This window comes from Puerhibacterium puerhi, from assembly GCF_009846865.1.
Taxonomy (GTDB): Bacteria; Actinomycetota; Actinomycetes; order Actinomycetales; family Cellulomonadaceae; genus Puerhibacterium; species Puerhibacterium puerhi.
Map to the genome: position 1 here is coordinate 1 of NZ_WUWN01000035.1, position 13,261 is coordinate 13,261.

Annotated in this window: 9 protein-coding genes; 6 read left to right on the forward strand and 3 right to left on the reverse strand. The window is 75.8% G+C overall.

Annotated features, from left to right (window positions below):
• Both GSF02_RS14660 and GSF02_RS14665 read right to left on the reverse strand, forming a co-directional pair.
• On the reverse strand, positions 1-1,194 hold a 1,194-nt coding region (locus GSF02_RS14660), incomplete at its 3' end, for a GDSL-type esterase/lipase family protein (protein WP_201308947.1).
• A 172-nt stretch (positions 1,195-1,366) separates the two neighbouring features.
• The gene (locus tag GSF02_RS14665; protein WP_235915599.1) at positions 1,367-2,749 is read right to left on the reverse strand and encodes a glycosyltransferase 87 family protein; all 1,383 of its coding nucleotides are present in this window, start codon (positions 2,747-2,749) and stop codon (positions 1,367-1,369) included.
• A 216-nt stretch (positions 2,750-2,965) separates the two neighbouring features.
• On the opposite strand from GSF02_RS14665, the gene GSF02_RS14670 reads away from it, so the two are divergent.
• A complete protein-coding gene (locus GSF02_RS14670) occupies positions 2,966-4,252 on the forward strand; it encodes an Nramp family divalent metal transporter (protein WP_159797850.1) in 1,287 nt (428 codons plus the stop codon).
• A gap of 49 nt (positions 4,253-4,301) precedes the next feature.
• On the opposite strand, the gene GSF02_RS14675 is transcribed toward GSF02_RS14670, so the two are convergent.
• A complete protein-coding gene (locus tag GSF02_RS14675) occupies positions 4,302-5,180 on the reverse strand; it encodes a helix-turn-helix domain-containing protein (protein WP_235915600.1) in 879 nt (292 codons plus the stop codon).
• A gap of 118 nt (positions 5,181-5,298) precedes the next feature.
• On the opposite strand from GSF02_RS14675, the gene GSF02_RS14680 reads away from it, so the two are divergent.
• The 5 genes from GSF02_RS14680 to GSF02_RS14700 are packed head-to-tail and all read left to right on the forward strand — an operon-like array spanning position 5,299 to position 13,176.
• Positions 5,299-8,712, forward strand: a complete 3,414-nt coding sequence (locus tag GSF02_RS14680) for a DUF5107 domain-containing protein (RefSeq protein ID WP_159797811.1) — start codon at positions 5,299-5,301, stop codon at positions 8,710-8,712.
• A complete protein-coding gene (locus GSF02_RS14685) occupies positions 8,709-10,004 on the forward strand; it encodes a cellulase-like family protein (protein ID WP_159797813.1) in 1,296 nt (431 codons plus the stop codon). The genes GSF02_RS14680 and GSF02_RS14685 overlap by 4 nt, the downstream gene beginning before the upstream one ends.
• A 42-nt stretch (positions 10,005-10,046) precedes the next feature.
• Positions 10,047-11,351, forward strand: a complete 1,305-nt coding sequence (locus GSF02_RS14690; RefSeq protein ID WP_201308948.1) for an ABC transporter substrate-binding protein — start codon at positions 10,047-10,049, stop codon at positions 11,349-11,351.
• Complete coding sequence (locus tag GSF02_RS14695) at positions 11,348-12,283, forward strand: carbohydrate ABC transporter permease (protein ID WP_159797815.1); 936 nt, start codon at positions 11,348-11,350, stop codon at positions 12,281-12,283. Before GSF02_RS14690 ends, GSF02_RS14695 begins: the two co-directional genes overlap by 4 nt.
• 2 nt (positions 12,284-12,285) lie before the next feature.
• Positions 12,286-13,176 carry a carbohydrate ABC transporter permease gene (locus GSF02_RS14700; protein ID WP_235915601.1) on the forward strand — a complete coding sequence of 297 codons (891 nt, stop codon included), beginning with the start codon at positions 12,286-12,288 and terminating at the stop codon, positions 13,174-13,176.
• Positions 13,177-13,261 lie beyond the last annotated feature (85 nt).

Here is a 13,261-nt window from a genome sequence, read left to right on the forward strand (position 1 = left end):
CACCGGCATGCCCTCGAGGGCGCCGGCGAACGTGCGGGCGAGCGTCGCGTACTGCCGGCCGCTGGCGGGCACGAGCAGCACGCCGCGCTCGCGCAGCTCGCCCAGCAGCGGCCCGAGCGTGGCGGGCACCTCGCCGTCCGGGTCGAGCAGGGTGCCGTCCATGTCGACGACGGCGCGCGCCAGCCCCGGCACGAGGTCGCGCCCGCGGCGCACGCACCAGGGCAGCCCGGCGACGACGAGCCACGCGAGCCGCGCGCCGGTCGACGTCGTCGGGCACGGTGCCATCGTCGCGAGCAGCGCCCGGGCCTCGTCGAGCACGCCCGCGCGCCGGTCAGCACGAGCGCTGGCCATGCCCCGCGCTCGTGCTGACACGAGCGCGTCGCCCCACGGACTGTCAGTACCAGCGCACGCCATGGGCTGCGCTGGTGCTGACACGGGCACGGTCGCCCCGGCGGACTCCGGCAGCGCGATCACCCCGGCGCGGTCGAGCGCGACGGCGGCGACCGCCGCCAGCGCCCGGTGCCCGGCCGGGGAGAGGTGCACCCGGTCGGCGTGCCACGCCGCGCGCCCGGCCAGCCGCGCGGCGTCGGCGACGTCCACGACCACGACGGCGCCGCGCCCCCGCCCGTCGTCGATGCCCGGCCCCCGGTCGGTGCCCGGCGCAGCCCGCGATGCCCGCAGCGCGCCCAGCTCGGAGACCGTCCCGGGCCGCGACGCGTGCGCCACCGCGTCGACCACCGCGTTGACCTGGGCCACCCGCGCCCGCACGACCTGCCGCACCACCGGGGGCGTGAGCTCGAACAGTCCGATGGCGGGCAGCCGGGCGAGCACCACGGTGGCACCGACGTCGCGCAGCGCGGTGACGGCGGTGGACAGGTCGCGCGCCACGTCGTGGGCGCAGAAGTCGGAGCGCAGCACGTCGTTGCCGCCCACGACGACGGTGGCGACGTCGGGCAGCAGGGCCAGCGCCCGGGGCAGCTGCTCGGCGACGACGTGCCGCGCGCGGGCGCCGTCGCTCGCCAGGTTGACGAAGCAGGAGGCCCCGGCGAGGTCGGCCAGCCACCCGGCCCAGCCGGGGCCGTGCGGCGCGCCCGGGCCTGCCGCGTCGCCCACGCCGCCGGTGACCGAGTCGCCGAGCGCGACGACCACCGGCCCGTCACCTGGGCCCGGGGTCGGCACGATCGCGACGCTCACGCCGCCAGGACACCGGCGGAGGATGACCGCGGGGCGGCGGCACCGCGTCGTGTCGCCGAAGGCCCGGGGAAGGTTGGCCGAACGGTGGCGGAACGGCCGGGGAACCGGCGCCTCACCCGCGCGGGCCGCGCCCAGCCCGCGCGGGCGAGGCACCGGCCGCGCGGGCGGTGCCTCAGCCGTGCGCGACGGCGGGCGCCGGCTCCACCCGGGGGCGCCGGCTCGCCGCCAGGGCACCCAGCCGCCACACCGCCCCGCCCAGCAGCACCACGAGCCCGACGTTCCGCAGCGCCGCGACCACGACCATCCACGGCTCGCCGGCGAGGAACTCCCCGTAGGCGACGGGGTAGAGGACCTGCGTGCCGAGGGCCACGAGCAGCATCCCCACCGCGGGCGGGGACCACACGTGCCGCGCGCCCGGCCCGGCGAGCACCAGCGCCGCGGCGACGGGCGGGCCGATCCAGGCGACGAACTGCGGGGAGCCCACCTTGTTGAACACGATCAGCGCCAGCAGCCCGGCCGCCGCCGCGAGCAGCAGCACGTCCGCCGACAGGTCGGGTCGGCGTCGGGCGGCCGCCCACGCCAGCGCGGCCACGGCGAGCACCGCGACGGGCAGCAGCCCGTCGAGGCCGGAGGCGACCTGCCGCGCCGCGTCGCCCTGCACCTCGTAGGTGTAGATGACGTCGTTGTAGGCGATGTGCACGGTGGGGTCCCACAGCCGCGCCACGCTGAACCAGGTGGCCGCCACGGACTCGGCCTGCAGCGTGCGCGCCCCCTGCTCGCCGAACACGCTCCACGCGCGCTCGCCGGCGCCGCCGAGCAGCGCGAGGCCCACCACCGCCAGGCTCACCGCCGCGCCCGGCACGACGACGTCGCGCAGCAGGTCGCGCCCGCGCCGCGCCGTGGCGGCGAGGGCGACGACGACGGCGCCCGGCGCGATCTTGATCCAGGCCCCGAGGGTGGCCACCGCCGCCGCCACCGCCGGGCGGCGCCCCGCCCACAGCAGCGCGAGCACGATGAGCGGGGCGACGACGCCGTCGAGCCGGCCCAGGAAGATCGGCCCGAGCGCGACGAGGAACACCAGCCACCACCACGCGGCGACGCGCCCGCGCGGCGCCGAGCGGGCCAGCTGCCACACCGCGACGCCGTCCAGCGCGATCACCAGCGCCGTCCACACCGCCTCGTAGCCCAGCGTCGTGATCGTCACCAGCGCCGGCAGCGTCACGGGCACGAGCGCGGCGGCCGGGTAGACCCAGTCGTAGTCGAGCACGGGCCACTGGCCGGTGGACAGGCCGTTGCGGGCCCACCACTCGTACAGCGTGACGTCGCCGTAGATCTGGCCGCGCCAGGAGATCGCGTCCAGCACCAGCCACAGGTGCGCCAGCACGAACCCGACGGCGAGCGCGGGACCCGACAGGACCGCGCGCTCGAGCGCGGGGCGCGCGCCGGCGGGACGGGGCTCGGCGTCGCGCCCGCCGGCGGGACGGGGCTCGGCGGGGCGGTCGGCGTCGCGCAGGTCGTCGTCTCCGGCGTCGCGGCGCGGGGGCTCGGGGGGCACGGCCACATGGTGTCAGACGCCGCTGCGGGCCGCCGAGAGGCGTCCCGCGGCGCCGGCACGGCGCCCGGCGCCTCCCAGGGTTTCGGGTAACCGAAACCTGTGCCACGATCGACTGCGAGAGGCACGACGGGGCCTCCGCACGGTCGCTGGAGGGGAGCACGGGTGAGCCAGGCTGCAGCACGCGAGGGCGTCGGGACGGTGCCGGCGGGGCGGGGCGTGCCCCGCCGGGAGGGGAGCCCGGCGTCGGGCCGCCCCGCCCGGATCCTCGCGCTGCTGGGCCCCGCCTTCGTCGCGGCGATCGCCTACGTCGACCCCGGCAACGTCGCGGCCAACCTCACCGCGGGCGCGCGCTACGGCTACCTGCTCGTGTGGGTGCTGGTGGCGGCGAACGTCATGGCCGTGCTCGTGCAGTACCTGTCGGCCAAGCTCGGCGTCGTGACCGGGCGCTCGCTGCCCGAGGTGCTGGGGGAGCGGCTGCCGCGCCCCGCCCGGCTGGCGTACTGGGGCCAGGCGGAGGTCGTCGCGGCGGCCACGGACCTCGCCGAGGTGATCGGCGGCGCCATCGCGCTGTACCTGCTGTTCGGCGTGCCCCTCGTGGTCGGCGGCATCATCACCGGCGTCGTCTCCCTGGTGCTGTTGGCGCTGCAGGCGCGCCACGGGCAGCGGGTGTTCGAGCAGGTCGTCACGGGCATGCTCGCCGTGCTGGCGATCGGGTTCTGCGCCGGGCTGCTGTTCTCGCCGCCCGACGCCGGCAGCGTGCTCGGCGGGCTCGTGCCCCGCCTGGAGGGTGCGGACTCGCTGCTGCTCGCGGCGTCGATGCTCGGCGCCACGGTGATGCCGCACGCGATCTACCTGCACTCCTCGCTGGCGCGCGACCGGGTGGCGTACGACGTCGCGCAGCGCCGCCGTCAGGGGCTGCCGCCCGAGCTCGCCCGCGGTGCGTCCACACGGCGGCTGCTGACGGCCACCCGGTGGGACGTGGTGCTCGCCCTCGTGCTGGCGGGCGGCGTCAACATCGGGATGCTCCTGCTGGCGGCCTCGGCGCTGCACGGCGCGGGCGTCGCGGGCACCGACACCATCGAGGGCGCGCACGCGGCCATCACCGCCGCCCTCGGCCCGGCGGTGGGCCTGCTGTTCGGCATCGGGTTGTTGTGCTCCGGCCTGGCGTCGACGTCGGTGGGCGCCTACGCCGGCGCGGAGATCATGGCCGGCCTGCTCAGGGTGCGGGTGCCGCTGCTGGGACGGCGGCTGGTGACGCTGGTCCCGGCCGTGCTGCTGCTGGCCACCGGGCTGTCGCCCACGTGGATGCTCGTGGTGAGCCAGGTGGTGCTGAGCTTCGGCATCCCGTTCGCGATGATCCCGCTGGTGGTCCTGACCCGACGCCGCGACCTGCTCGGCGAGCACCGCAACGCGCTGGGCACGCAGGTGTTCGCGGGGCTGGTGGCGGGGGTCGTCGTGGTGCTCAACGTGGCGCTGCTCGTGCTGACGTTCACCGGCTCCTGACGCCCCGCCCGTGCCCGTCGCTCGGGGCGGCTCTCACTCCGGGCGGCTGTCACTCCGGGCGGCTGAGCCGGAACTCGCTCGGGCTGCACGCGTGCACGCTGCGGAACTGGCGCGAGAAGTAGAACGGGTCGTCGTACCCGACGGCGCGGGCGACGTCGGCGATCGGCAGGCGGGTGGTGATGAGCAGCTCGCACGCGCGCGCCATGCGCTGGCGCTTCACGTACTCGACGACGCCCCCGCCGGTCGCCGCCCGGAACAGCGCCGCGAAGTGGGAGGTGCTCAGCCCGCACCGCCGCGCGAGGTCCCCGACCCGCACGGGCGCGTCGAGGTGCGTGCGCAGGTACTCCTGGGCCGCCCTGACCGGCTCGCCCCGCGCGGGGCTCCCGGCGGCCGCGTCCGCCGTCACCTGCGCCATGACCGACCACGCCGCCCCGGACGCGCGCAGCAGGGTGGGATAGGTCTCGTCGGTCTCCAGGGCCACCACCGCGCGCTCGAGGTCCGCGACCACCCGCAGGAGGTCGTGCAGGTCGACGACGGCGACCCCGTCCTGCCCGGCGTGCTCGGCGAGCTGGTCCTCGAACGCGGTGGCGTCCGGCCCACGGGCGTGCATCCACCAGATCGTCCATGGGTCGGTGTCGTCCGCCCAGTAGACGTGCGGCGTGCGCGCCGGGATGACCAGCGCCTGGCCGGCGGCGACGTCGTAGGTCCCCTCCGACGTGCGGCACGCCCCGCGGCCGGCGACCGCCGCGATCAGGATCGTCCCGCCGGCCCCGTGCCGCCGCGTCCGGCCGTGGTGCGCGGCGTGGGGGAAGTAGCCGGCGTCGGTCACGAGCAGGCGCGCCGTCGGCCCCGTGGCCGAGGCGGCCCGGACGACGTCGGCCGGCAGCACGCGCAGACGCTGGCCGGGGAACCCCTCGCGGATCCGCACAGCCGGATCGTAGCGGCGGCGCGGCGGCGCGGACAGGTCTCGCGACCGTCGGATCGTCCAGGCGAAGGCGTCGATCCGTCCCTTCACCGGGCCGGGGCCGGGCCGTAGCGTCGGCTCCATGCTCGACGACGAGTACACGCTCCGGCTCCCGGACCGTCCGGCCGACCAGGCCGGACGCCCGGCTGCGGCCTGGGAGGAGCCCCTGACGCTGCGGACGTACGAGCCGCTGCCCCCCGACAGGTTCCCGGCGTACCTCGACCGGCGCGTCTACCAGGGGTCGTCGGGCCGGGTGTACCCGCTGCCGTTCCACCACCGGATCGCGACCGAGCCGCACCTGCGCCGGTGGCGCGCCGTGCACCTGCAGAACGAGTGGCTGCACGTCGTCGTGCTGCCGGAGCTCGGCGGACGGGTGCACGTGGTGCGCGACCGGGCGAGCGGCCGGGACCTCTTCTACACCAACCCGGTGATCAAGCCGGCGCTCGTCGGGCTCGCCGGGCCGTGGGTCGCCGGCGGCGTCGAGCTCAACTGGCCCCAGCACCACCGCCCGGGCACCTATCTCCCCGTGGACGCGGAGATCGAGCACGAGCCGGACGGCGCCGTCGTCGTGCGCTGCTCGGACCACGACCCGTTCGCGCGGATGAAGGGCATGCACGCCCTGCGGCTGCGGCCCGGGTCCGCGCTGCTCGAGCTCGCCGTCCGGCTGTACAACCGCTCCGAGGTGCCCCAGACCTTCCTCTGGTGGGCGAACGTGGCCGCGCGCGTGGACGACGACTACCAGTCGTTCTTCCCGCGCGACGTGCGCTTCGTCGCCGACCACGCCCGGCGGGCGGTGACCGCCTTCCCGCGGGCCGACCGGCCCTACTACGGCGTCGACTACCCGGCGCGCGCCGGGGAGCGGAACGTCGCGAGCGACGGGACTGTCCACACCGGCGACCGGATCGACTGGTACCGCAACATCCCGGTGCCGACGTCCTACATGTGCCTGGAGAGCGACGAGGGCTTCTTCGGCGGGTACGACCACGGCGCCGGCCTCGGCTTCGTGCACGTGGCGGACCAGGCGATCTCGCCCGGCAAGAAGCAGTGGACGTGGGGCAGCTCCCCGTTCGGCCACGCCTGGGACGCGAACCTCGCCGACGACGGTGCCCACTACGTCGAGCTCATGGCGGGGGTGTTCACCGACAACCAGCCCGACTTCGCCCACCTGGCCCCCGGGGAGACGAAGGTCTTCTCCCAGTACTGGTACCCGATCCGCGGCACGGGACCCGTGGACCGGGCCACCGTGGACGGTGCAGTCCGGCTCGAGCGCCGCGGCGACACCGCCGTGGTCGCGGTGGCCGTGCCGCGCGCCCTGGCCGATGTCGAGGTCACCGTCACGGCGGACGGGCGGACCGTGGCCGCCGTCGTCGTCGACCTCGACCCCGGAAGGCCGTACCGGGGCGCGCACGTCCTGCCGCCGGGGGCGGGCCCCGCCACGGTCGCCGTGACCCGCGCGGGCCGGGAGCTCGTCGTCTGGTCGGAGAGCGCGGCGGGCGGGGGGACCGCCCGCGAGCCGGAGCCGGCGACCGAGCCGCCGGAGCCGGCGGCCGTGGACAGCGTCGAGGAGCTGGCCCTCGTCGCGGCCCACCTCGAGCTCTACCGGCACGCGACGCGGTCGCCCGAGCCGTACTGGCACGAGGCGCTGCGCCGCGACCCCGACCACGTGGACAGCCTCACGGGGCTGGCGGTCCGGGCGTACGGCGCGGGGCGGTACGCCGAGGCCCGGGACCTGGCGGAGCGCGCCGCGGGGCGGCTCACCCGCCGGCACCGCAGCCCGCGGGACACCCGGCCCCTGTACGTGCTCGGGCTGGCGCTGGAGGCGCTCGGCGACGACGACCGCGCGTACCGGGCGCACGCCCAGGCGTCCTGGGCCCGGGCCTGGCGCGCGCCGGCCGGCTACCGCATGGCCAGGATCGACGCCCGCGCCGGCCGGCACCCGCGAGCGCTCGAGCGGCTCGCGGACGTCCTGCGCACGGAGCCCGAGCACCTGCAGGCGCTGGCGCTCGCCGTCGTGTGCCACCGGCGCCTCGGCCACGCGGACCGCGCCGCCGACCTCCTGGCCCGGGCGCGCGCGCTCGACCCGATGGACGCGTGGCTGCGGTTCCTCGACGGGCTCCCGCCCAGCGGCGACGCGCAGACGTGCCTCGACGTGGCGATCGAGCTCTCGGGCGCCGGAGAGGCCGCCGCGGCGCTCGACTGCCTGGCGCACGCGGACGACCGCGAGTCCCGGCGCGCGTCCGGCCAGACGGCCGCCGGACCCCTCGTCGCCTACCACCGGGCCCACGTGCTGGGGCTGCTCGGCCGGCCGGACGACGCGGCGGCCGAGCGGGCGCGCGCCCGTCGCCTCGACGCGACCTGGTGCTTCCCCGGCCGCCTGGCCGACGCCGCCGTGCTGACCGAGGCGGTCGCGACGGACCCCGGCGACGCCCGCGCGCGGGCGCTGCTGGGGCACTGGTGCTACGCCGTCGGACGGCACGGCGACGCCGCGGACCTCTGGCGCGCGGCGGCAGCCCTGGACCCCGGTGACGCGGTGGTCTGGCGGAACCTCGGGCTGGTCGCCGCCGACCGCGAGCGCGACCTCGAGGCGGCGCGCGGCGCCTACGACCGGGCGCGGGCGGCCGCGCCCGACGACGCACGGCTGCTGTACGAGCGCGACCAGCTCGACGCGCTCGCGGGCGTCGCCCCCGCCCAGCGGCTCGCTGCGCTGCTGCGCCGGCGCGACCTGGCGCTCGAGCGTGACGACCTGGCGGTCGAGCTGCTGCACCTGCTGGTCACCGCCGGCCGGGAGGGCGAGGCGCTCGAGATCCTCGGCCGCCACCGGTTCCACCCGTGGGAGGGCGGTGAGGGGCAGGTCGTGGAGGCATGGGAGCGGGCGCACGCCCGCGTGGCGGTCGCCGCGCTCGCCGGCGGCCGTCCCGCGGCGGCGGCCACCGCGCTGCGCGCCGCGCTCGACCCGCCCGCGTCCCTCGGCGAGGCGCGCCACCCCCTGGCCAGCACCGCCCGCCTGCACCTGCTGCTCGGTGACGCCCTCGACCGCGCGGGGGACGAGGAGGGCGCCGCCGCCGCGTGGGCGGTCGCGGCGGCTCAGCGCGGCGACTTCCTGGCGATGAGCGCGCAGCCGCACAGCGAGGCGACCTTCTGGACCGTGCTCGCGCTGGGGCGTGCCGGACGTGACGCCGAGGCCTGGCAGCTGACCGCGTCGCTCCGGGGCTTCCGCGACGAGCTCGCGGCAGCCGTGCCCCGCGTCGACTACTTCGCGACGTCGCTGCCCGACCTCCTGCTCTTCCAGGAGGACCCCGTCCGGGTGCGCGACCGGCGGCTGGCGGTCCTCGACGCCCAGCTCGCGGTGCTCGAGGGCGACGGCGCACGGGCGGTACGCGTGCTGCGCCGTCCCGCGCTGGCCCCGTCCCGCGTCGCCGCCGACCTGCGGCACGCCGTCGAGCACCTCCGCGACGCGCTCAGCCCCGCCCCGACACGACAGGAGGACCCCGCATGAGCCCCCGTGCCCTCGTCACCGCCACCGAGGAGCCGCTCCTCGTCTCGCTGTGGGACTTCACCTGGTACACCCGCACCGGTCCCGGGGAGCCCTTCGAGGACCTGGACCGGGCGTTCGCCCAGGCCCGGGAGCGCGGGTACGACACGGTGCGGATCTGCGCGATGCCGTTCCTGCTGTTCCGGTCGGGCCTCGACACGAGCGCGCTGCGGCTCGGCCCCCTGGGCGGCGACTACGGCCAGCGCGTCCGGTGGTACGACGTGCGTCGCGAGACGACGATCGACGCGCGCGCCCACCTGCTCGAGCTCTTCCGTGCCGCCGACCGGCACGACGTCGGTGTCATCGCCTCGTCGTGGGAGTACCAGCAGTCACCGTCCTTCGCGCGCGACCCCGGCTGGTACGAGGCGCTGCACGCGGTCGACCCCGAGGACCGCGCGGTGGTGCTCGCCGACGCGCACGCCGACCTGGTCGACCTCCTCGAGGCCGAGGGCCTCGCCCACCGCCTCGTCCTGACGGAGCTGCACAACGAGGTGCAGGTCGGCTACCTGACCGACGGGCTCGGGGCGAGCGGCAGGGACGAGGCGGTGCGCGCGCTCACGCCGCGCCTGGAGCGCGGCATCGCCCGCTTCCGCGAGCGGCGCCCGGACCGGCCGGTGACGGTCGACTACGCCGGGGTGCCCGTCGGGGCGCTGAGCGCGCTGCCGCGGGACCTCGACGCCCTCGTGGTGCACCCCTACGTGTACGGCGTGCTCGGGGAGCTCGTCGAGACGTTCGGGCTGCGGGGCCCCCTCGAGGACTTCGACGTCGAGCGCGTGCGCCCCCTGCTGCGCCCCGGGGCGCCGGACCCGCGCGACTGGTCGGTCCCGCCCGGCCAGGAGTGGCGCACCCGCGCGACGATCATGGCGCGGCCCGAGGTCTACGTGCACGACTGGTGCGACCCGGACGCCTGGGACCGGTGGCTCTACGACCGCTGGGCGAACCACCGGCTCGCGATGGAGCAGAAGCTCACGCTGTGGCTCGAGGTGGCTGCCGACGCCGCCGCGGCCCGCGGCATCCCGCTGCTGCTCGGCGAGGGCTACGTCGGGTACACGCCGCTGCACGGTCGGTTCGAGGAGGGGCCCGTCGGCGCGGAGCTGTGCCGGCACGCGCTGCGCGAGGCGCGCCGGCTCGGCGTCCGGGGCGCCGTCGTCTGCTCCAACGCCGCCCCTCACCACCCGATGTGGTCCGACGTCGCGCTCCAGCAGGAGTGCGCCGCCATCTTCACGGGCCGGGAGGTGCTCGAGCCCGTGGTCTGATCGGCACCAGGCGCCGACGACGGCGCGCGAGGAGGAACAACGATGTTCACGAACCTGACCACCACGCCGGTCACGCGACGCCAGCTGCTCCTGGGCGGTGCGACGCTGGGTGCGGCCGGCCTGCTGTCGGCCTGCGTGGGTTCGCCCAGGCAGCAGGGCGGCTCCGGGGCCAGCGGCGGCACGGGGACGGTCACGCTGCAGTCGTCCATCCAGGACGCCGACCCGAAGGCGGCGCTGGAGGCGCTGGTGGCCGGCTACACCGGCGCCAAGGTGACCCTCAACTCGGTGGCGACCGAGCAGTTCCGCGCCCAGCTCACCAACTACCTGCGCTCGAGCAACCCGCCCGACGTCCTGACCTGGTACGCCGGCTCGGTCGCGCGGGCCTACGCCGCCGAGGGCCTGCTCCTCGACGTGTCGCCGCTCTGGAAGGGCGACGGCGCGTGCGCCGGGTACTCGGACGCGCTGCGCAACCTGTCGACCGACGCCGACGGCAAGCAGATCTTCGTGCCCCAGAACTACTACTGGTGGTCGGTCTTCTACAAGAAGTCGGCGTTCCAGGAGTGGGGCGTGCAGCCACCGACGACGTGGGACGAGTTCCACGCGCTGTGCGAGAACCTGTCCGGGCAGGGGGTGGCGCCGCTGGCGAACGGGATCGGCTCGACGCCCTGGATGGCGTCGGGCTGGTTCGACTACCTCGACCTGCGGATCAACGGGGCCCAGTACCACCGGGAGCTCCTGGCCGGCGAGCACTCGTTCACCGATCCCCAGGTCGTGGACGTCATGGAGGAGTACCGGCGCCTCATCCCGTACTTCGACCGCAACATGGCCTCCTACTCGGCGCAGGAGGCCGCCACGCCGGTGGCCCAGAACCAGGTGGCCATGTACCTCGTCGGCGCCTTCGCGACCGGGTACTTCCCCGAGGACCAGCGCGAGGACCTGGACTTCTTCTCGGTCCCCGTCATCAACGACTCGGTGCCCACCGCGGAGGAGGCCCCGACCGACGGGTTCTTCGCCGCCGCGCGGACGGACAACCCCGAGGGCGCGCTCGACCTGCTGTCGTACCTCGTCTCCCCGGAGGCGCAGCAGCAGTACATCGAGGCGTCGAAGTCGTCGAACCTCCCCACGTCGCCCGACGTCGACACGTCGTCCTTCAGCCCGCTGGTGCAGAAGGGCATCCAGCTCCTCAACGAGACGCAGGAGATCACCCAGTTCTTCAACCGTGACTCGTCGGACGCGCTCCAGGCGACGGCCGACACCGCGCTGACCCGGTTCCTCGCCCAGCCGGACGACCTGAGGTCGATCCTCGAGGAGTGGCAGCGCGCCGCCGAAGGGGTCTTCTCCTCGTGAGCGCCGCGCTCGCCGACGTCGAGCCCGAGGTCGCCCCGGGCCGCCCGCCGGAGCCCCGCCGGCGGCGGCGCGGGCGCGTGCCCCTGCTCGTCTGGGTCTTCCTGCTCGTGCCGCTCGTGGTCGAGCTGTTCTGGGTCTTCTGGCCCGCCGGCAACTCGTTCTCCCTCGCGCTGACCCGGTGGGACGGGATCGGGGCGGCGGAGCCCGTGGGGCTCCAGAACTTCCTCGACCTCGCGGCCGACCCGATCTTCCGCACGGCGCTGGTCAATAACGTCGTGTGGGCCGTCGGCTTCGGCGGCCTGTCCGTCGTCGTCGGGCTGTCGCTGGCGGTCGCGCTCAACAAGCCCGGCCCGCTGGTGGGCCTGTACCGCAGCGCGATCTACCTGCCGATGGTGGTGTCGCTCGCGGTCACCGGCCTCTTCTGGCGCGTGATGTACCAGCCGGGGGGACCGGTCAACGCCGCGCTGGAGGTGGTCGGCCTCGGCTCGCTCCAGCGGCAGTGGCTGGCGGACCCGGAGGTGGCGCTCGGGGCGGTGCTCGTGGCCGCGGTCTGGCGGCAGGTCGGCTACATCATGGTGCTGTACCTGGCGGGCCTCAAGAGCTGCGACGCGACGCTCGAGGAGGCGGCAGCCGTCGACGGGGCCGGCGCCTGGCAGCGGTTCTGGCGCATCGTCATGCCGCAGCTGCGCGGCGTGAACATGGTCGTCTTCGCCGTCACCGTCATCGACTCGCTGCGCACGTTCGACATCGTCTGGGCGATGACGCGCGGCGGCCCGTACAACGAGACGCAGCTGCTGAGCACCTACATGTTCCAGCAGGCGTTCACCACGGGGAACCTCGGCTACGCCTCCGCCATCGCCGTCGTGATCTTCGCCCTCGCGATCGGCTTCATCATCACGTATCTCGCCCGCCAGGCCAGGACGGAGGACTGATCGTGAGCGCCCTCACCCTGGGAGCCCAGCAGCCGCAGGCCGTCGGTGCGGCGCCGCCGCAGCGTCGCCGGCGTCGCCCGGCACGCTCGCCGTGGCTGCACGTCGTCATGGTGCCCGTCACGCTGCTGTGGCTGAGCCCGATCGTCTTCGTCGCCTTCGTGGCGGTGCGCTCGTTCGACGACATCGCGGCGCGCGGGCTCGGCGCGCTGCCGGCGTCGTTCAGCCTCGAGGGCTTCAGCACGGCGTTCGCCGACGGCGGCGTGCTGCGCGCGCTCGGCAACAGCATCACGGTCACCGCGTTCGCGGTGCTCGCGTCGCTCGCCCTGTCGGCGTGCGCCGCCTACGCGCTGAGCCGGTTCGCGATCCCCGGACGGCGCACCATCCTGCTGACGATGCTCGCCGGCAACCTGCTGCCCCCGCAGATCCTGCTCGTGCCCGTCGCGGCGATCTGCGAGTCGCTCGGGATCGCCGACACGCGGCTGGCGCTCGTGGTCGTCCAGGTCGGCTTCGGCATCGGCTTCTACACCTTCGTCCTGCACGGGTTCATGCGCGGGCTGCCGGTCGAGGTCTTCGAGGCGGCCCGGCTCGACGGCGCCGGTGCGGGACGGATCTTCTGGCAGATCGTCCTGCCGCTGTCGCGCCCGTCGCTCGCGGCGCTGGCGGCGCTCGCGACGACGTGGGTCTTCAACGACCTGATCTGGGCGATGACCGTGCTGCGCACCGAGGCCAAGTTCCCGATCACCGCCGCGCTGCTCAACCTGCAGGGCGGCTACGCGAGCGCGTGGAACGTCGTCGCCGCGGGGTCGCTCGCCGCGGCGGTCCCGACGGCGATCGTCTTCTTCGTGTTCCAGAAGCAGTTCGTGTCCGGGCTGCTCGTGGGGACGAACAAGTGACCCTCCGGGAGGCGCGCGCGGCACGGCGGGGCCGGCCGAGCGGCGCCGCCGGCCCGTGGGTCCTGCCGACCAGGTCGGGCGAGTA